Below are 20,664 nucleotides of genomic sequence, written 5' to 3'. Positions count from 1 at the left end.
GATAAAAAGAAACCACGCAGGAGCGTGGTTTTTAAAATGGTGGCTATGACGAGACTTGAACTTGTGACCCCCGCATTATGAGTGCGGTGCTCTAACCAACTGAGCTACATAGCCGTAAACTGTGTGCGCATTATCTATAGTTCTATATAGCAGGTCAATAGGTAAAAACCCTTAATGTCCATCAATTGAACAAATAAGATTCAGATCATCATTATTTGTTCGTTTTTTAGCAAACTTATACTTTAAGCAATTGATCGTCCACAGAAATATATTAAAGATCTAATACCAGTTTCTTACCTTTGGCTCTTGATACACAAATCATCATGCTCTTTTGTGAAGCCTTTTCGGCATCACTTAAGTATTGATCGAAGTGTTCTGCTTCACCTTCTAAGATAGCGGTTTCGCATGTACCACAAACTCCTTCTCGGCATAGACATTCCACATCAATATTTAATGTTTCGATGGCTTGTAAAATCGTCTGGTTACTTTGTACTTCAATTTCCTGACTAGATTTAGCAAGTACCACCGTAAATGCTTCACCATCTTCAGGAACTGTTGAGGCAAATTGTTCCCAGTGAATATATTCATCGCGGTAACGATGCTTGTTACAACAATCAATCACAGCATCAATCATGGGTTTCGGCCCACAAACATAGACATGTGTGCCTTTAGGTTGTGATGAAAGCAGTTCATCCAGATTTAATGAGCAACCTTCTGAGTCAACATAACTAAACACATGTTCTGCATGTTTCTGCTTTAACTCATCTAACAAGGCCGCATGTTCAGGTGAGCGATAAGCATAATGTAGTTCATACTCAGCACCACGCACTGCAAGCTCATCCATTTGAGGTAAGAATGGTGTAATGCCAATTCCACCTGCAATTAAAATATGTTTATTCCCTGTTTCAGCTAATGGAAATAAATTTTTGGGTTCTGAAATCTGGATTTCACAGCCTTCATTGCATTGATCATGCATAAAAACTGAACCGCCCTTACCTTCTACATCCTTACGAACACAGACTTGATAAGTTGATAAATCTTGCGTACAGCTCATTAGTGAATACGCATTTGAAAGTTGTTCATTCATTTTGACAATAATATGGCTTCCCCCACTAAATCGAGGAAAGTTCTGCCCATCTTGACGTTTGAACGTAAACCGTTTGATTAAAGGGGTTAGCTGTTCCACTTGAGTAACAACCGCTGGGAACATTTCATAATGATTAGCCATATTAGAATCCTTCTTTTACCGCATATTCTTGTTGTTAGGGCTTATCCTTAAAGCCCTAAACACATGTACTTAATGGTCATGAATTCTTCAAGACCATACTTTGAGCCTTCACGCCCAACACCTGATTGTTTCACACCGCCAAATGGTACAACTTCATTTGAAATTGCTGTGGCATTCATACCGACCATTCCATATTCAAGCCGTTCTGATACTCGCCATAAACGTGAGATATTTTCACTATAAACATAAGCAGCCAAACCAAAGATGGTGTCATTTGCTTGAGCAACAACATCAGCCTCATCAGTAAAGCGAATGAGCGGCGCAACTGGACCAAAAATTTCCTCTTGGACAATTTCCATCGTACGATCAACGTTAGTTAAAACAGATGGTTCATAAAAGGTTTGTCCCAAAGCATGCTGTTTGCCACCACAAGCGACCTTAGCGCCTTTACTAACTGCATCATCAATCAACTGCTGTGCTTTCAAAACAGCCTTTTCATTAATTAATGGGCCAATTTGCACGCCATCTTCAAGTCCATTTCCGACTTTAAACTTTTGTACTTCTTGTACAAACTTCTCGGCAAAAGCTTGATAAATATTGTCATGGACATAAATACGGTTAGCACAAACACAGGTCTGGCCCGCATTACGGAACTTTGCAAAAATCGCACCTTGTACAGCTTTATCTAAATCGGCGTCATCAAAGACAATCAGAGGAGCATTACCGCCTAACTCAAGCGCCAATTTTTTTATGGTGCTTGAACACTGCTGCATCAATAAACGGCCCACTGGTGTTGAACCAGTGAAAGTCAACTTTTTCACTTTTTCATGTGAAGTAAATACCGAGCCAATTTCTTGAGATTTACCAGTAACAACATTAATCACACCAGCTGGAATACCTGCTTTTTCGGCAAGTTTCGCAATCGCTAAAGCACAGTAAGGCGTTTCATTCGCTGGCTTAATCACTATCGTACAACCCGCTGCTAAAGCTGGTGCTGCTTTACGCGTAATCATAGCAATTGGAAAATTCCACGGCGTAATTGCAGCCACCACACCAACAGGTTCTTTACTAATAATAAAACGCTGCTGGTTATTTACGGTTGGAATCACATCACCATAAATACGCTTACCTTCTTCAGCAAACCATTGAATAAATGACGCAGCATAACGCACCTCACCTTTCGCTTCTGCCAAAGGTTTGCCTTGTTCAATGGTCATAATTAAAGCAAGTTCATCGGTATGTTCTAGAACCAGTTTGTACCAAGCCAATAAAATATCTGCACGGTTTTGGGCAGTTAAAGCTTTCCAACTTTGCAAAGCCGTATAAGCAACCTCAACTGCTTGAGTCGCCTCAGCCGCTCCCATATTTGGAATTGTGCCAATTTCTTCGCCTGTTGCTGGGTTAGTCACTGGAACCGATGCATTTGACTGTGCAGCTAGCCATTGTCCGTTAATATAGGCTTGTTGCTGAAATAATTCTGTGCTTTGTAAACTCGACATATTATCTTCCTAACTGAAGAATCAGGTGTAAGTCATCTTTACACCTGAATAAATCCATTTGTTTTATTTGTGATGCTGCGCCACAAGATGTTGGAAGTAAGCAATACCATGCTCACTAATTCCTGAGCGTTGTTTGTCAGTCATAATACGACCCTGACCACGATAACCACGTGATTTCAAACCACGTTGTACGCTTTCTACCAAGTTCAAATCTTCAGGACGGAATACATTGCGATACCACTCAATCAAATCTTTTTGATCTTGAGTGAGTTCTTCGTTGGTGAAGTAAATATCGTAATGTTGCAAAGTCGTTTCTGCATCGACTGGGAACTCATAGATCACAGTCATAAAGTTGCTACCCGGTGGTACGTTGAACATGGTGCAAGGCCAAGTCCAGAAACCGTGAAACTCAGGATCAGTTACTGATGGATCAAGCTTAAATGACTTCTCAGATGAGCGAGCAAAACCGTACTGTAATGTCCAGTTTTGATGTGTTGTATGCCAATATTTGTCGACTTGTACTGAGTCAGCAAAGCCAGGATGTGCAGGTCCACAGTGGTAACATTCTAGATAGTTATCAACAATCACTTTCCAGTTTGCTGGCGTTTCTGTCACAAAACGTGCTGCCAGTTTTAAATCTTTAATTACACTACATGCTTGATTTAAACGTTCAGCAAATTCCGGAAGTTGGTCTTCTACACAAGTCGCATTTTCATCCATATTAATGAAAACAAATCCTGCATATTCCTCAACTTTTAAAGGCACCATACTTGAATTTTCTTTGTCAAAAGATTCGACATGGTCACAGTTCCGTGCCAAAGCTAAGCTACCGTCTAGCTTAAAAGTCCACGCATGGTATGGGCACGTAATTACATTTTTTGCTTTACCACTGCCACTTAAAAGTTCATGACCACGATGTGGACAAACATTATAAAACGCACGTAAAACACTATCTTTGCCACGAATAATGACAATATTTTCACCAATTACTTTGCGGGTAATATAGTCATTTGGCTGAGCCAACTCACTGCCATGTGCAACACAAATCCAGCTTTTAGCAAAGATTGATTCTTTTTCATGCTCATAAACTTGAGATGAAGTGTAGAAAACTTTAGGGAAAGTCCATGCAACATCTGGGTTTGCGCAAAAATCTTCAGGTAATTTTTCAACTGCACTCATGTTTTTACTCCATTAAATTCTTTTCGTCCAAATGACTCGATATTAAATTGATGTCTTTTCGACACTACTCAACATGCGGCTTATTGCACTTAGCATGTTTTGATATAAATGTTGAACTTCCGGACAGTCACGCATCAGACGTAAACTGCCATGTAATAAACCTTTACCTAAATGGAACTCGCTCGGGATACCTGCTTGTTGCAATTTTTGGGTAAATAGATATCCGTCATCACTTAAAGGGTCATATTCTGCAACTGCCACAAAACTTGTAGGCATATCTGAAAAATCAGTTGCCAATAAAGGTGCTAGACGAACATCCTGCCAATCTCGTGAATTCGGTGCATATTCCTTTAAATAAAAATGCATATCTTCCGTTGTGAGTAATGGCGCATGTGCATGCTTTTGTGTGGCTGGTGTATCAAGCGCTGTAGTTAAACACGGATAAACCAAAGCCAGACCTTGAGCTTGCAAACCACTATGCTGTAGATGCACTGCAAGGGCTGCTGCTAAATTACCCCCAGCGCTATCGCCTGCTAGAATGATATTTTCACTATCTATTTGCCAATCAAAACCATGCTGTTTAAGCCATTGATAGACTCCTAAACAATCTTCAAAAGCTGCTGGAAAGCGATACTCTGGTGCCATGCGGTAATCCACACCAATGACAACTGCATTTAAGTCCTGACACAAATAACTGGTGATAAACTCATGTGAATCGAGTCCACCGACCATCCAACCACCGCCATGTAAATACAACACACATGGCCAACCAGCTTCAGGTTGATTAGTTTTTGGTGAATAGATGCGAACAGGTACAAGATGCTCTGCATTTGCAACAACTCGATCTTCTACTTCGATCTTGCCATCACGAGGCAAAGTGTAGTGTCGGCACATCGCGTCATATGCTGCGCGAATTGAGTCAATATCTGCATCTGCTGGTGAATAAATGCTGCTCCAGTACACTAGGCTTTGCATTTCTTCACTTAAGGCATAAGTGGGCTGTTCACATGTAGTCATTACCGTTCCCTCTAGCTGGTTTTTCTGTCCAGTTTGATTGAGCTTGCAAGCTCAAGCTGCATCCGTTTTGCATGTTCATCTTGAGACTGGTTTAAACCAATTTCCGCATCATCATAACCTTGTTGTTCAATCAAATGCGATGGAACTTTGGCATAATCCTGAATCAGCCATTTCACTAAGCCATAGGTTTGAATCAGAATAATCACAATGAATGGTAAAGCTGTAACAATGGTTGCTGTTTTCATGGTGTCTAACGGTGCTTTACTAAAGATCATGGCAATTGGAACCAAAGTCAGCATGACACACCAGAACAAACGGGCATTTGGTGATGGATCTTGCCCTTCACTTAAACCTCGTGTACATGTTGCTGAAACCGCATATCCGACCGCATCCATATGTGCTGCCAAGAACACCACCATGATGCCTAGGAAAATCCACATCATGAGTTTTCCGGCAGGTAACAGGCTGAGTAATTGACCAATTGCAACCTCACCACCTTGTTGACTTAAGATTTGTGGCACATTTACAGCTCCATGAATAAAGCTATAAACACTGTAGTTTTCAAACACACCAAAGATGAACCAAAGACCAACACTGCCGCCAATCACCATGGCGAAGATCACTTCTTTAATGGTACGACCTTTAGAAACACGCGTTACGAACAGTGCCACACCCGGTGCATATGAAATCCACCACAACCAGTAAAATACAGTCCACTCACGAGTAAACTTGCCATCACCCATTGGGTCGGTAAACAAGCTCATATCAACAAAGTTAGTGGCCATTAACCCAAAACTCATCAATGAGTTATTCAAAATGAACTGAGTTGGACCAAAGCAAAGTACATAAATCGCAAATAACACTACACCCAAACACACCATGTGGCTTAAACGTTGCATCCCTTTGTCCATACCTACATACGAACTGAGTGCGAACAGAACCGAAACACCTAAAATAATGATGACTTTGGTCATAAAGGTATTTGGAATACCCGTGAGCTGAGACAAAATATTGGTAAATGTCACGGCAGTGAGTACCAATGAAATCGTCAATGCGCCAAACATACAAAGCAAGAACATTAGGTCGACTAAACGCCCAACCACGCCGGTTGATTTAAAGCCTGTCACAGCCTCAATCACTGAAGCCAAACTTAAACCTTTGTTTTTTCTTACGTGGTAGCTGTAGCATAAAGAAATTGATGCCAAAGCATAAATTGCCCAAGCACTTAAGCCAGAATGAAAAAACGAATAAGCCACGCTATATTTCAAAGCTTCTGCCGACTCAGGCGGTAAGCTCAAACCCGGAGTTTGATAATAGTAGGCCCAGTCTAAAAAGCCCCAGTACAGTGTAGAAGACCCAATACCTGACAAGATGAACATAAAAATCCATGACATCGTGGTGTATTGAGGCTTTCCTTCACCGAGTTTGATTTTGCCGTATTTACTAAAAGCTAGACCAAAAGTAAAAATAATGGCTAAAAAAGCAAACAGTAATACTGGAGTTGTAAATACCGATGTTGTCCACTGCATCCATGTTGCAGCAATCTTGATCGACTCTTGCGAATAAATCGCCAAACCAGCAACTGAAATAAATACAAACAGTAAACTGGTTACGGCAAGAACTTTATCCGTATAAATTTTTGTGTTTTGATTATCCATATCCATACATCCATTTTTGGATCGCGTTATTCCATAGCGAACACGTCCATTTTAATTTGGGCTACACACGATGCAATTGCATCTCCTACCTCATAAGTTTTTGCCTGACCGCCGATATCGGCTGTCTTTGGCCCATTAATTAATACATGCTCAATCGCCTGCATAATGTCCTGACCTGCTTGGATGCAACGCTCGTCTTCTTCTCCAAAGAACTCGAACATCATGGCACCCGACCAAATCGCAGCGATTGGATTGGCAATTTGTTTACCGTAAATATCTGGTGCTGAACCATGGACAGGTTCAAACAGTGATGGAAATTTTCTTTCTGGGTTTAAATTTGCCGAAGCCGCTAAACCTATAGTTCCTGTACATGCAGGTCCTAAATCGGAAAGAATGTCGCCGAATAAATTCGATGCTACAACCACATCAAAACGTTCAGGTTGCAAAACAAAACGAGCTGCTAAAATATCAACGTGCTGTTTATCAGCGTGAATTTGTGGATATTGTTTTGCCATTGCGTCAACGCGTTCATCCCAGTACGGCATGCTGACCGCAATACCATTAGACTTGGTCGCTGCGGTAATTTTTTTCGCATCACGCTGATTTGCAAACTCAAATGCATAACGCAAAATGCGATCTACGCCATGACGTGTAAATACAGCTTCTTGTAAAACAAACTCACGATCTGTTCCTTCAAAAGCCTTACCACCAATGGCTGAGTATTCACCTTCACTGTTTTCACGGACCACGTAAAAGTCGATATCGCCCGGTTTTTTACCTACTAATGGACATTTCACCCCTGGCATTAAGCGCACTGGACGTAAATTCACATATTGGTCAAAACCGCGACGGAACTGGAGTAGCGACCCCCATAGTGAAATATGGTCAGGTACTTTATCTGGCCAGCCTACAGCGCCAAAATAAATTGCATCGTAGCCCTGCAAAGTTTCAAACCAGTCATCTGGCATCATTTTGCCGTGCTCAAGGTAGTAATCGCAGCTTGCCCATTCAAATGCATCTAACTGAAGCTCAATGCCGTACTTCTCTGCTGCTGCCTTTACAACCTTAATGCCTTCTGGTAGAACTTCTAAACCAATGCCATCGCCTGCAATCGTGGCAACTTTATATCTTTTTGCCATAAGCTTCCTTCACACCTTCGACTAATATCCTTGTATGGCTTAAACATGATGTTTTAAGCAAAAATGATCAACAACAGAACTATCACTCCAATGGACACGGATCGTGAATAATCTACCTAACCTATCGGATTTAAAGGTTTTTTGCACAGTCGCCAAACTAAAAAGTTTTGTCGAATCTGCTGAGGAACTCGGGACTTCGCCAGCTTTTATTAGCAAGCGAATTAATATTTTAGAAAACACGTTGAGCTGCAAACTTTTTCATCGCAGTACGCGTCACGTTAGTCTGACAGAAGATGGCAAACTCATCCTTGAGAGAGTTTCAAATATTCTTGAAGAATTTGATGAAGTCTGTGAACTGGTGAATAACCCGCTGAGTACACCTACGGGTCGTATGGATATTATTAGTAGCTTTGGTTTTGGCAGAAAACATATCGCACCGATTCTGTCTAAATTAATGATGCTCTATCCAAAGCTTCAAATTCATTTTGACACCATCGACAATACCAAAGACCTGATTCAACACAGTATTGATTTGGACATTAGAATTGGTAATGAAATCGCACCGAATATGATTGCGAAGAAGCTGGCGTCTAATTTTAGAATTTTGTGTGCGGCGCCAAGTTATTTACTTAAACACGGAGTACCGGACTGTATTGAAGACTTGCAGTCACATGATTGCTTAACGATTAGTGAACGCGATCAATCTTCAGTTTTATGGAAATTTAGGCATGCCTCTGAAGATGTCGCAGTACATATCAAACCACGCTTTGTTTCTAACAACGGCGAAATTATTCATCAGCTTGCTATAGAAGGTCATGGCATTATTTTCCGTTCAATTTGGGATGTAGCAGATGAATTAATTACAGGTCAACTCCAGCATATTTTGCCTGAATATTGGCAAGATGCAGATATATGGGCGGTTTATCCATCACGGCTTAAAAGCTCATCTAAATTACAAACCTGTATTTTGTTTATTCAAAACGAATTGCTCAATCGTTTACAGCACATTCAAAACCTAGCCCGAGGACAACTCATTTCTCCGGCAGTTAAACGAGAACCACCGCCAGAAAAAGTCTTCCTATAAAAAAAGCCCTAAGTGACGCCTGCTCACTTAGGGCAATAAATTGCTTTTAAATTTTAAAAATAGTACCCAATTGAAAGATAAAATAATTTATCCCAATCATTACTACTACCTTGTGCAAGGCCATCAGCCCCACCACCAACCATTGGATCGTTTTTACTCATAATATATTCACCCTGAATACCAATGGCTTTGTAATTAAAATAAACGCCTGCAATTAAACGCTCAGAGTCTTTATATCCATCCTCATCTTTGAAAAAGCGGCTATGAGAAATATAAGGCTTAATATTTTCAAGTTTGTGGAATGGCTTAGCAAAGGTATAGTTAATTTCATTAACCAAATATTTACCTTTATTGGCAACTTGATATGGATAATCAAATGCTCCAATGGTTGAGCTATTTGGCAATAAATCATCCCCATTCGTCACATCTTGCTTACCAGCTAAAAACATCCATTGCCATGCCTGATATTGCGTTTGAGCAAAAATGTTCCATGATTTGCGATGACCGTCTTCATCAGTTCTTTTATTTTCTAAATCAGAGTACCAAACTGAACCACCTAACTCGGTCGAAAATTTTTGAGCTTTATCAAGTTCAAATTTTCTAGATCCTCGAGCAATCCACATATTCTTTTCTTCGATATTAGTACCTGTGGTTAAATCATCAGCTTCCACAAAGTTACCACTGTATCTGCTTGAGTCCTTTGAAGTTCCCTTATAATTTCCTCCATCAGCTGGATAGAAACCTAAGGTCAAATTATATTTATCATCTGCAAATTTATATTTAATCCCCAGATTATCGATATCTTCTAAACCAACGGTATTTAAAAGCGTTTCGTAATAGCTACTTCCCCAAAATTCACCAAAGCCAAAATCAACGGGTTGCAAACCTGCCGTGATTCTCTGCTGATCAGATAATTTATAACCTACCCAAGCTTTTTTTAGAAAAATCGCATCACACAAGCGATCATATTGATAACAACGGGCATCCGCACCTGCAATCCAATCTGGATTTTCATAACCTAATACTAATTTAATATCAGTTAACCGCCAATCATCATTTTGGGACCCTTCATTTGCATCAACCACATAATCTTTATGCAAATAACGAGAACGTACTGCGCCAGACACCTTAAATTGACCCGAATCTAAAGTTGGATCTCCCCAACTCAAATCAGCCGCAGAAGCCTCTACTCCCGCAGTTAAACTTAAAATTCCTAAAAATAATAATGACCTTTTCATGTCTTCAACATCCTTGTTAAGTGTTATAAGAACATGAAGAAATTGGTCTAGACAAACAATGCCACAACTATAAAGTCGGTCTTCACAAACTGTGTTTAATCAAAAAATGAGCATAAAAAAAGACCACGCAGGAGCGTGGTCTATAAAATGGTGGCTATGACGAGACTTGAACTTGTGACCCCCGCATTATGAGTGCGGTGCTCTAACCAACTGAGCTACATAGCCGAAAACTGTGCGCGCATTATCTTAACTTCTTTAACGCACGTCAAGAAAAATTTTAAATAAAATGAGGTGAAGTGAGCCTATAAGCCGGGTTCTGTCGAGGATGGTCATTCCTCTAGGCGTACAATCACTCATACGCTCAAGCGACCTACCCGAATCCAGTACGGGCCGTACCTCAGGATTCCTATTTGGTCTTGCTTCTGGTGGGGTTTACCATGCCGTGAACTGTTACCAGACACGCGGTGCGCTCTTACCGCACCCTTTCACCCTTACCTCACGAATGAGGCGGTCTACTCTCTGCTGCACTTTCCGTCGGCTTTCACCGCCCAGGCGTTACCTGGCACCCTGCCCTATGAAGCCCGGACTTTCCTCCCCTGCTTCAGTCACGAAGACCTCCACAGCAGCGACCATCCAGCTCACCTCAGGGCCGCATATTAACAAATTTATTTACTAATTGCTTGTGCTTTTTTGAGCAATTAATCTTTTATATTTGTCTAATAGCTGTTCTTCCGTTTCCACATGCTGCGGATCTTTAGGAATACAGTCTACTGGACAAAATAACTGACATTGCGGCTGGTCATGATGACCAACGCATTCAGTGCATAAATCTGGATGAATTTCGTAAATCACTTCACCCATGAAAATAGCTTCATTTGGGCAAACTGGTTCACAAACATCACAGTTTATGCATTCATCGGTGATATATAACGACACTTTACCAACCTTGTTGATGTTTACGTTCAAAGGCCTCAACCACAGCTTGCGGAACAAACTTGGTTACATCCCCTTTTAAACGAGCAATTTCCCGAATCAATGTCGAAGAAATAAATGAATACTGCTCAGATGGCGTTAAAAATACTGCTTCAAAATGTGGGTCAAGTTGACGGTTCATATTGGCAAGTTGAAATTCATATTCAAAATCAGAAACTGCTCTTAAACCACGAAGTACTGCTGTTGCCTTCTGCTCTTTGAAAAAATTAACTAGCAGCCCATCAAAGCCGACAAATTCAACATTTGATAAATGGCTTAATGAAGTTTGGGCCAGTTCAACTCTCTCTTCTAGACTAAACAAAGGGTTTTTATGATGTCCAATTGCAATTGCTACTACAACCTCATCAAACATTCTTGATGCTCTAGTAACTAAATCAACGTGTCCATTCGTGATGGGGTCAAATGTTCCAGGATAAATTACACGCGTTTTAGACATCCGCTAGTACTCTAATTGTATTGTGAACCTATTTTAGCAAAAGTTATACATCAGGCGAAATATTGACGTGTAGGAAAAAACTTCACCTTGGCATCAGTTTACGGCACAATAGGCATAATTGTGGAAGTTTGAATTATGGCGAAAGCAACAGTAGTAAAGAAACATAATGGCGGAACCATCGCACAAAACAAACGTGCCCGCCATGATTATTTTATCGAAGAAAAATTTGAAGCTGGTATGTCTTTACTAGGTTGGGAAGTAAAGTCTTTACGTGCTGGTCGCATGAGTTTGACAGAAAGTTATGTCATTTTTAAGAATGGTGAAGCGTTTTTATTTGGTGCACAAATTCAACCGCTCCTTTCAGCATCTACTCATGTAGTACCTGAAGCTACACGTACACGTAAATTATTATTATCACGCCGAGAACTAGAAAAGCTAACAGGTTCAGTTAACCAAAAAGGTTACTCATGTGTTCCTTTGGCATGTTACTGGAAAGGTCACTTGGTTAAACTTGAAATCGCACTTGTGAAGGGTAAACAGCTTCACGACAAACGTGCGACCGAAAAAGATCGCGATTGGCAGCGTGATAAAGCTCGTATATTTCATAAGTAATAAAAAAACCTTTAAAGTTAACTTTAAAGGTTTTTTTATGTCATTTTGAATTTAGCAGAATTTTAAATTGCCATAACAGTTGGGTGCAAAAGATTGATTTTTAAGTTGTAAATCCTTCAATGGGAAATTTACAATCGTATTCGGTAATTTAACCTCACCAACTGCTAAATCTTCGCCAAACAAACAATTTAATAGATTACATCTCACTGGGTTTGCAGTTAAATAAGCACTAATTGGATCTACCACTTGTTTTAACACATCATTAGTGATCTCAATTTGTTTACTTGGCGTCACATTACCAATATCAATTTCATCGTCAAAAGCCATCCACCACCCTCGCTCTGCTGCAGCATCTGCGCCTGGCCAAAATATTTGCTGGCCTTGCAAGGAAAGTGAGAAAGGATTGTTTAGTTCAATTTTATGAATAAATCCTAAGTTTTGATCAACCGTGAGCGCCGCTCTTAATCCAGTAATGCTACCCGTTACATTCTTTTGTAAATTTAGTAACCCTAGTGCAGCATTAATAGAAGCCTTCAAATCTCCAGAGAAATTAAGTTGATCAATATTTGCCACCCCGTTCAGCATGACATTGTTCATTCGTGAACCAGATATAACTTGACCATTAATTACAATGGGTGCCGTGGTCTGTTGTAATTGCAAATTATAATCAGACGAGTTAAATCCTAAAGGAATACAAAGTCCGATACATGCATTAACAGTTCCATCAATGGTCTTGCCTGTATCTTGATAAGACATATTACGGGCGGCTGTATAGGCTAATCCAGTGGTATCTTTAATTTTCAAGTAACCACTTAAACTATTAATTCCGTTTGGCGTTTCTGAATTTTCAAGCCCCATAGTCAGGAGTCCCATCACCTTTTCAGCACTCAAACGAAAGCCTTTAATTTCTCTCAAGGCTGCACTGTCTGGATTTTTAATTGCAAATTCAATAAAAGGATTACTAAAAACAGCAGAAGAAGAGGCTCGCCCATCGCTGGTATCATTTAAGCCACTTAAACTTAAGTTATCAATGTCAATATCACAGCCACCTAAACCGTTTACCCCTCCACATCCTAATTGCAACTTCTTAACGTTGGCATTTAATTCAAGATTTGCTTCCAAGCCTAATTTATAAAAACCAATATTTTGCTGACTCATTGAAGCATCGGCTTGTTTTGGGTCGGTATAGGTAAATGAAAATAAAGCCTGCGCTTCGACTTTTGAGAGTTCTGTGTCACTGAGTGGAACAAGATTCGCTGATTCTAAATTAGCATAGCTCAAAGTACTCCAAGTTATACAAAGAGCTGTTAAAAAGTTTTTCATGATTATTCCGTTTTTTTATTTATTAGGATTTAGACATCATTGTCCAAATAAACCATTTGGTAAAAAATAATCAAAAAAGAACAAAAAAAATACAACTTTTTTGTAAGTAAAATAAAGAATTAAATTTATTTATTTTTAATCAAAAACTTAATTTAACTTATTCTGTAAAGCAATCCAGCAATATATTCACCAAACCATTTAGCCGTATCTAAATCGCCTTGTGGAGGAGTAATTTCAACAGGTGCATTATCTGACTGCGTCATTAAACCCAAACAACTCGATAATCGATTTAAATCTTTTTCACTATGACCTGTAGTCATCAAAGGTAACCCGGACCAAAGCATGCCATGTTGCATCGCAAAAATATTTAATTGTTGTAAAACCGCTAGTTTATCGCCACTCAATCCACCTGAATTTGCAAAGCCAGCTGCAAGCTTGCCTTGCCATAAACGATTTTTCCAACGTTTAGAAGTACTGTCCATAAACTTTTTAAAGTCGGCCGTCATACTTCCCATATAGGTAGGTGAACCAAAAATAATACCATGCGATGCATCAAGTGCATCCCAATCAATATGTTCAATATTCATTAAATGTACTTTTACACCCATCACCTCTGCCCCAGCAGCAATAGCGGAAGCTACCTTCGCGGTATGACCATATGGACTGTGGTAGACAATAGAGAGATGTTTTTCAGGCAAAGACATAAGTTTAAAATTTTGAGCGATTTTTTCTATTTTATCATTTTATTAACGCTTGCTAAACCTTCATCTATAAATATGAAATATAAGGCTTTCACTACCGCATACTATAGAAATATTTTCGAGTTAAATAAAAAACTCTCTTATTTTTTAATGAATATAAAATAAGAGAGTCATTTAAGGCGGTGATCAAAACTTACATAAAAACAAACGTAGCCATACGCCCTGTCTTCGCATCACGACGATAAGAAAAATACTCTTCATCCTGTTGATAAGAGCATTGATCTCCGCCCAAGACTTGTTGCACACCTAGACTTTGCAAAATAAAGCGTGCAATAGCATATAAGTCTGCATGAAATTTATTTGGAGCCACGCCTTCAACAAAAGCTGTTTCCAACTCTGGATATTTATCACAAAAGGCAGCTTTTACTTCAGCCCCAATTTCAAAACAAGGTTGACTAATTGCAGCCCCTAACCATGCCCAAGTTGGAGGATTTTGCATAGCCGTAACTGTATTTTCAATAATGCCACCTGCTAAACCACGCCAACCGGCATGCAAATTAGCGACTTCGGTTCCTTCGGCATTTCCCAACACGACAGGTAAACAATCAGCCGTCATCATCATTAAAGCATGACCTTTTGTTTGGGTGACCAAACCATCGCCGATTAAAGCTTTAAAAGGAATTTGTTCATTTACAGTATGGCAAATCGTACTATGCGTTTGGGTCATCCATGTCATTTTTTTAACACCGAATTTCGCAAACTCATCTAACAATATCATTCGATGCTGTTGAACACGTTGTGCCTCATCTTTGACATGTAAAGCCAGATTAAAGCCAGATAACTCAACCTGACCTGTTGGCAATGCCAAAGGATGCTGAACACGTGTCTGCCCTACAAATACGCCTTGAGGTAAACCTTGAACAAATTCCATATGCACGTCCTTAATATGCAGCGTTTTCTGAACGTAACACATTCACTAAATGTGTGAAATCTTCAGGCCACGGCGCTTCAAATAGCATTTCTTCACCAGTACGAGGGTGTTTTAAGCCCAATTTAGCTGCGTGCAATGCCTGACGTTTAAAACCACGTAAAGTTTCAATGAGCAGCTCAGATGCACCAGCTGGCACACGCACACGGTTCATATAAACTTGATCACCAATTAAGCCATAACCAATGTAACTAAAATGCACACGGATCTGATGTGTTCGTCCTGTTTCAAGGCGAGCTTGTACACGGGTAAAATCTTTAAAACGTTCTTTTACATTGTAGTGAGTTACTGCATCTCGCCCACCCGGTAAAATTGCCATTTTTACACGATCAACTGGGTGGCGTTTGATTGGTTCATCAATCGTGCCGCCAGCAATAATATTTCCATAAACAACCAAATCATATACACGGTAAACCGTTTTATTTGCCAACTGTTTACTTAAAGAAAATTGGGCCTCTAGAGTTTTAGCAACCACCAGTAAACCGCTGGTATCTTTATCAATACGGTGTACTAAACCAGCGCGCGAAAGTTCTGCCAATTTTGGGAAATGGTAAAGCAAAGCATTCACTAAAGTTCCAGAACTATTGCCTGCTCCTGGATGTACTACCATGCCTACCGGCTTATTAATAACTAAAATATCATCGTCTTCATAGACAATATTAAGTGGAATATTTTCAGGTTGACTCGTCGTCTGGGCTTCGAGCTCTACTTCGAGCGTAAGCAGCTCAGTTCCTTCACAACGGTGTTTAGGCTTGACAATGTTACCATTCACCAACAGATGGCCATCTTTCAACCATTGCTTGAGCTTTTCACGTGAAAACTCGCTCCATACCAAGGCTGCTACCTGATCGATACGTTGTCCCAGATAGGTTTCATCTAGCTGAACTTGCAACGATAAACGTGTTGCAGTTGTATCAGAAGTATGGTTATCTGCATCCTCAGAATCTTCAAGTAAATTGAAGTCGGTTTCAGAGAAGTTTGTGTTTGAAGATTGTGCTGAAGTCATTTGATCATTGAGATAAAAGTGGTTTAATAGCGCAATTGTAGCTCATTGCCCAACATAACAGAGGAGTTTTTATGTCGCTACCACGTTATAAAATTACGATGCTTGCCTTATCTTTAGGCGTAGCGTCTGCATTTGTGGGCTGTAGCAGCAATCCAAGTAAAAAAGAAGTGGTCGATACTGGCCCTCAATCTAGTGAACAAGCTTACTTCGAAAAGGCCCAAAAGTCGCTTGACCGTGGTCAATATCTTGATGCGACCAAGTCTTTAGAGGCAATCGATACTTATTATCCGACTGGACAATACGCTCAACAAGCACAACTTGAACTTCTATATTCGAAATTTAAACAAAAAGATTATGAAGGCACCATTGCCTTAGCAGAACGTTTTATTCGTTTAAATCCTCAACATCCAAATGTGGATTATGCTTATTATGTTCGTGCTGTTGCCAATATGGAACAAAACTACGATAGTTTGATGCGCTATACCTCTTTGCAACAGTCACATCGTGATGTGAGTTATTTAAAAGTTGCGTATCAAAACTTTGTTGATTTAATTCGTCGTTTCCCAAGTAGCCAATATTCTGTCGATGCTGCTCAGCGTATGAAATTCATTGGGCAAGAACTTGCTGAAAATGAAATGACTGCTGCCCGCTTCAACGTTAAACGTAAAGCTTGGATCGCCGCTGCAGAACGTTCGCAATGGGTGATTGAACACTATCCACAAACACCTCAAATTCCAGAAGCTTTAGCCACTTTGGCATATAGCTATGACAAGTTAGGTGATAAAGCTACTTCACAACAATATATTGAAGTTTTAAAGCTTAATTATCCAAGCCTTGTGAAAAAAGACGGCACAGTTAACATGCGTGCTGCTCGTAAAGAAGGTAACTGGATCAACCGTGCAACTTTAGGTATTTTCGGTCGCGAATCGACTGCTGCAACGCCAGAGAGCACAACTGAAGCAGAAGCTCCAAAACGAGGTTTCCTCAACCGTGTTAGTTTTGGTTTAATTGGTAATTCAGATAAAGAAGAAACTGAAGCACCACAACAAACACCTGTTGAAACTCCTAAGTCTGAACGTAGTTGGACAAACCGTTTAAGCTTCGGTTTATTAGACAAACCTGAACCACAAGCAGCAGAAAATACAACTGTTGCTCCAGCTGCAACCTCTCCTAAGGCTTCAACTGATGTACAATCAGATGAGGCAACACAAGGTGCGGATAACGCTGCTCAATAAGTTTAAGCTTTAAAAAACATCAACAAACAGGCAAGTGATATCACTTGCCTGTTTGTTTTTATAAAATATTAAAATATTTATTGGGCATATCTCGATTCATCATGTCAGAATATTCTGACTCACTGTCTCATCAAGTTTTAATACGGTTATCTGAATTATGGCAATTCCACAACATACGATTGATCAAATTCTAGATCGCACAGATATTGTCGATCTGATTGGTCAGCGTGTGAAATTGAAAAAAACCGGACGTACATATTCCGGCTGTTGCCCTTTTCATCAAGAAAAAACGCCATCGTTTCATGTATATCGCGACAAGCAGTATTATCACTGCTTTGGTTGTCAGGCTAACGGAAATGCAATCCGTTTTCTCATGGATATTGATAACCGAAACTTTATTGAGGTAATGAAAGAGTTATCGAGCAGTACCGGAATTGAATTACCTAAAGATAATACTGAAAATAAAAAACTATCTTATACCCGTCAGGTTACAAAGCCACCCGTTACTAAAACAAATGCGGCAGAGCCTGTAACTCCACAACAACCAAGTGATGAGAGCTACAACACGCTTGAACCAGTATTTTTTGATGACCCTTTTGCTCAGTTCGAACAGCCGTTTAGCTTTGATGAGCCAGTTCAAGAAGGTAATTTATATGACTTACTGGAAAATGTTGCGCAGTTCTATGAACAACAATTACCTCATAGTCAAAAAGCCAAAAATTACTTTAAACAGCGTGGACTAACCAATCAGACGATTCAGTTTTGGCGCTTAGGCTATGCTCCAGAAGACTGGCAACATCTAGAAAAAGCCTTTCCTTATGACATTGACGGCTTAAAACAACTTGGACTTATCCGCTCAAGCGATAATGGTCGTGATTTTGATTTATTACGTGATCGTGTCATTTTCCCAATTCGCGACCCTAAAGGCCGAGTAGTTGGTTTTGGTGGGCGCGCCTTAAATGACGAAATTAAACCTAAGTACATTAACTCGCCCGACTCAGAAGTCTTTCATAAAAATCAGCTACTTTATGGACTTTATGAAGGTAGAAAGCTTAAATCTAGCGATTGGTTAATGGTTGAAGGCTATATGGATGTCATTGCGCTTCAGCAATATGGCATTACTGGAGCTGTAGCAACGTTAGGGACTGCAAGTAATACTGAACACCTTAATATTTTATTTAAACAAAATAGTCGTATTACGATTGCTTTTGACGGTGATGCAGCAGGTCAAAAAGCAGCGCGCAGAACTTTAGAAATTGCTTTACCCCTTCTCAATGATGGTCGCGAACTTAAATTTTTTGTTCTACCGAATGATCACGACCCCGACTCTCTCATCCGTCGAGAAGGACTCGAAAATTTCCAAAAACTATTACAACAAGCTCCTCTTCTGTCCGACTTCGTGTTTGCTCACTTAACAGGTCAACACGATATCAGTACGCCTGAAGGGAAAAGTTTAGTCATGGGAGAACTCAGAGAACTAACTGAACTCTTACCTAAACAAGGTTCTTTCCGCTACTTGCTTACTCAATCTTTCCGTGAAAAACTCGGACTTGGTAAACGTTTTACTCCACAAATCAGCCACGATGCTTCGCTCTCGTTTAACATCCATACAAAAGATGAAGACTTTGCGATTGCAATTTTAATGCATCATCCTTTTCTTTATATTCATTTCGAAGGATTACGGGCTTATATTCAGCAAGATGAATTATTGGCTAAAGTACTGGCAATCTTAAACCGTATTTTTGATGATTTACCGGATGATCAAGAGTTAGCAACTTATTATGTGCTTGGTGCTTGTAGTAGTTACTGTCATGAAATCGCCGATATTATGCAAAGAACAAATATTCAAGCATTAACACAGGCTCCTGAAGTAGCTGACAAGTTAGCTAAAGAATATTCATTAAGTCTGCAAGAAAGATATTTGCGTCAGAAGCTGAAATCACCGATTTCTTTAATTGAATCGAGAAATCTAAGACAACAATTGAATGAGTTAACAAAACAAATTAGCTTAAAGCTGTTGTCTTAATGTTTTGGCTTACGCTCATGCTCAAACACATCCTGTAAATGCTGCTGTAACCATTCAAAATAATCAGGATTTTCTGCCTTAGCGGCTTCACGTAGCAATATCGATGTAGGATGTATAAGCTTTTGCGTCAAACGGTGTGCAAATTGCTGTAATACCTGTTCAGCATTCTCACCATGATACAAAGCTTCTAGTGCATGTGTAAGCTCTTGTTGACTAATTTCTTCACTGTGCTGACGGTAAGCATGAATTGTGCTACCCGCCTCTTTAACTTTTTGATGCGTAATAAGCTGAGTAGCTAATTGATTAACCATTACCTCTGCTTCAACAGCCGCCTGACGACGTTGGGCAAGGTTCTCATCAATCACACTTTGTAAATCATCAACACCATATAAATAGACCCCATCAAGTGCTTCAACTTTAGGATCTATATCACGTGGTACCGCTAAATCAACCATTAACATTTGTTGGTAGCGACGTTTCTTCAATGCGGCCTTAACATCAGAATAAGCAATAACTTGATATAAACTACCAGTACAGCTCGACACAACATCAGCACGATATAAATTTTCTGCTAATGCTGAAAACTCAATAATTTCAACTTCAACCTGATGTGCAATCTCCTGAGCCAGCTGGTCAGCACGCTCACGGCTACGATTACAAATAATAATCTTCGCGACACCCATTTCAGCCAAATGCTTAGCAACCAAGCTATTCATTTCACCTGCAGCAACAACCATTACGGTAAGCTTTTCAGGCTTACTAAAAACTTGTAAAGCAAGTTGTGCAACAGCATACCCCATCGAAACAGCATGACTACCGACCGCTGTTTCGGAACGTACACGTTTAGCTGCATAGAAAGCGTATTCAAAAACACTATTTAATTCAGGAGAGACCGTTTGAGCTTCTTTAGACAATGCTAAAGCACTTTTAACCTGCCCTAAAATTTGCGGCTCACCAAGCATGAGAGAATCTAGACCACTCGCCACTCGCATTAAATGTGTAATCGCCTGCGTATTCTCGTAACGATAAACATGATGAATTAACTGCTTTACATCAATATTATTGGCATCAGCTAACCATTTTAGAAGGCTTTCGGCGTTTTCTGCCATGGCATAAACTTCTGTACGGTTACAGGTCGAGACGACCACCAAATCCTTTAAGTTTTGGTGATGGCGTTGTTCGGCAAGCAAGCGACTTAATCGCTCTGCATTGAAAGCAATTTGTTCGCGGAGTTCTACAGAAGCTGTTTGATGGTTGACACCCAATGCAAAGAAAGACATATCAGATCATCATTTCGCTAAA

Annotated in this window: 18 protein-coding genes, 2 tRNA genes and 1 other RNA gene; 4 read left to right on the top strand and 17 right to left on the bottom strand. The window is 39.9% G+C overall.

Annotated features, from left to right (window positions below; translation table 11 throughout):
* Positions 1-37: 37 nt before the first annotated feature.
* The 7 genes from ACXM0J_RS00635 to ACXM0J_RS00605 form a co-directional block, all read right to left on the bottom strand.
* A tRNA-Met gene (locus ACXM0J_RS00635) sits at positions 38-114 on the bottom strand.
* A 157-nt stretch (positions 115-271) separates the two neighbouring features.
* A complete protein-coding gene (gene cntB / locus ACXM0J_RS00630) occupies positions 272-1,228 on the bottom strand; it encodes a carnitine monooxygenase, reductase subunit CntB (protein ID WP_086266019.1) in 957 nt (318 codons plus the stop codon).
* Positions 1,229-1,275: 47 nt separating this feature from the next.
* On the bottom strand, positions 1,276-2,727 hold the full coding sequence (locus ACXM0J_RS00625) for an NAD-dependent succinate-semialdehyde dehydrogenase (RefSeq protein ID WP_086266020.1): 1,452 nt from the start codon (positions 2,725-2,727) through the stop codon (positions 1,276-1,278).
* A 63-nt stretch (positions 2,728-2,790) separates the two neighbouring features.
* Positions 2,791-3,906: a carnitine monooxygenase subunit alpha gene (gene cntA / locus ACXM0J_RS00620; protein ID WP_068529013.1), complete on the bottom strand. Its 1,116-nt coding sequence runs from the start codon at positions 3,904-3,906 to the stop codon at positions 2,791-2,793.
* 42 nt (positions 3,907-3,948) lie between these two features.
* Positions 3,949-4,923, bottom strand: a complete 975-nt coding sequence (locus tag ACXM0J_RS00615; protein ID WP_086266021.1) for an alpha/beta hydrolase — start codon at positions 4,921-4,923, stop codon at positions 3,949-3,951.
* A gap of 11 nt (positions 4,924-4,934) precedes the next feature.
* A complete protein-coding gene (locus tag ACXM0J_RS00610; RefSeq protein WP_080631146.1) occupies positions 4,935-6,587 on the bottom strand; it encodes a BCCT family carnitine transporter in 1,653 nt (550 codons plus the stop codon).
* Between the two features lie 20 nt (positions 6,588-6,607).
* Entirely contained in the window at positions 6,608-7,720 is a 1,113-nt protein-coding gene (locus ACXM0J_RS00605; protein WP_063098227.1) for a tartrate dehydrogenase, read from the bottom strand.
* A gap of 103 nt (positions 7,721-7,823) precedes the next feature.
* Between ACXM0J_RS00605 and ACXM0J_RS00600 the strand changes: the two genes are divergently transcribed.
* The gene (locus tag ACXM0J_RS00600) at positions 7,824-8,804 is read left to right on the top strand and encodes a LysR family transcriptional regulator (protein WP_086266022.1); all 981 of its coding nucleotides are present in this window, start codon (positions 7,824-7,826) and stop codon (positions 8,802-8,804) included.
* Positions 8,805-8,857: 53 nt separating this feature from the next.
* On the opposite strand, the gene ACXM0J_RS00595 is transcribed toward ACXM0J_RS00600, so the two are convergent.
* The 5 genes from ACXM0J_RS00595 to coaD all read right to left on the bottom strand — a co-directional run bounded on the left by ACXM0J_RS00595 (position 8,858) and on the right by coaD (position 11,471).
* Entirely contained in the window at positions 8,858-10,042 is a 1,185-nt protein-coding gene (locus tag ACXM0J_RS00595; protein WP_086266023.1) for a porin, read from the bottom strand.
* 148 nt (positions 10,043-10,190) lie between these two features.
* A tRNA-Met gene (locus tag ACXM0J_RS00590) sits at positions 10,191-10,267 on the bottom strand.
* A 64-nt stretch (positions 10,268-10,331) separates the two neighbouring features.
* An RNA gene (rnpB, locus tag ACXM0J_RS00585) (RNase P RNA component class A) lies at positions 10,332-10,687 on the bottom strand.
* 27 nt (positions 10,688-10,714) lie between these two features.
* Positions 10,715-10,978 (bottom strand): YfhL family 4Fe-4S dicluster ferredoxin, encoded by a 264-nt coding sequence (locus ACXM0J_RS00580; protein ID WP_086266024.1) that lies wholly within the window; start codon positions 10,976-10,978, stop codon positions 10,715-10,717.
* A gap of 1 nt (position 10,979) precedes the next feature.
* Positions 10,980-11,471, bottom strand: a complete 492-nt coding sequence (gene coaD, locus ACXM0J_RS00575) for a pantetheine-phosphate adenylyltransferase (RefSeq protein ID WP_005070938.1) — start codon at positions 11,469-11,471, stop codon at positions 10,980-10,982.
* A gap of 135 nt (positions 11,472-11,606) precedes the next feature.
* Here coaD and smpB point away from each other — a divergent pair, with 135 nt between their 5' ends.
* Positions 11,607-12,083: an SsrA-binding protein SmpB gene (gene smpB / locus ACXM0J_RS00570; protein WP_002120348.1), complete on the top strand. Its 477-nt coding sequence runs from the start codon at positions 11,607-11,609 to the stop codon at positions 12,081-12,083.
* A 51-nt stretch (positions 12,084-12,134) separates the two neighbouring features.
* On the opposite strand, the gene ACXM0J_RS00565 is transcribed toward smpB, so the two are convergent.
* The 4 genes from ACXM0J_RS00565 to rluD form a co-directional block, all read right to left on the bottom strand.
* Positions 12,135-13,406 carry a hypothetical protein gene (locus ACXM0J_RS00565; RefSeq protein ID WP_086266025.1) on the bottom strand — a complete coding sequence of 424 codons (1,272 nt, stop codon included), beginning with the start codon at positions 13,404-13,406 and terminating at the stop codon, positions 12,135-12,137.
* Positions 13,407-13,558: 152 nt separating this feature from the next.
* Positions 13,559-14,110 carry a flavodoxin family protein gene (locus ACXM0J_RS00560; RefSeq protein WP_086266026.1) on the bottom strand — a complete coding sequence of 184 codons (552 nt, stop codon included), beginning with the start codon at positions 14,108-14,110 and terminating at the stop codon, positions 13,559-13,561.
* A gap of 190 nt (positions 14,111-14,300) precedes the next feature.
* Positions 14,301-15,038, bottom strand: a complete 738-nt coding sequence (pgeF, locus tag ACXM0J_RS00555; protein WP_086266027.1) for a peptidoglycan editing factor PgeF — start codon at positions 15,036-15,038, stop codon at positions 14,301-14,303.
* Positions 15,039-15,048: 10 nt separating this feature from the next.
* Complete coding sequence (gene rluD / locus ACXM0J_RS00550; RefSeq protein ID WP_032038599.1) at positions 15,049-16,101, bottom strand: 23S rRNA pseudouridine(1911/1915/1917) synthase RluD; 1,053 nt, start codon at positions 16,099-16,101, stop codon at positions 15,049-15,051.
* Between the two features lie 71 nt (positions 16,102-16,172).
* Here rluD and ACXM0J_RS00545 point away from each other — a divergent pair, with 71 nt between their 5' ends.
* Positions 16,173-17,336: an outer membrane protein assembly factor BamD gene (locus ACXM0J_RS00545; RefSeq protein ID WP_086266028.1), complete on the top strand. Its 1,164-nt coding sequence runs from the start codon at positions 16,173-16,175 to the stop codon at positions 17,334-17,336.
* A 157-nt stretch (positions 17,337-17,493) separates the two neighbouring features.
* Complete coding sequence (locus ACXM0J_RS00540) at positions 17,494-19,362, top strand: DNA primase (RefSeq protein WP_086266029.1); 1,869 nt, start codon at positions 17,494-17,496, stop codon at positions 19,360-19,362.
* On the opposite strand, the gene hemA is transcribed toward ACXM0J_RS00540, so the two are convergent.
* The gene (gene hemA / locus ACXM0J_RS00535; protein ID WP_086266030.1) at positions 19,359-20,642 is read right to left on the bottom strand and encodes a glutamyl-tRNA reductase; all 1,284 of its coding nucleotides are present in this window, start codon (positions 20,640-20,642) and stop codon (positions 19,359-19,361) included. The two genes, ACXM0J_RS00540 and hemA, sit on opposite strands and share 4 nt — an antisense overlap.
* Positions 20,643-20,664 lie beyond the last annotated feature (22 nt).

The organism is Acinetobacter sp. GRABPA_MV_2, assembly GCF_056725885.1.
Note: the sequence above shows the minus strand (reverse complement) of the source record. Positions and strands in the feature narration are given on the sequence as shown.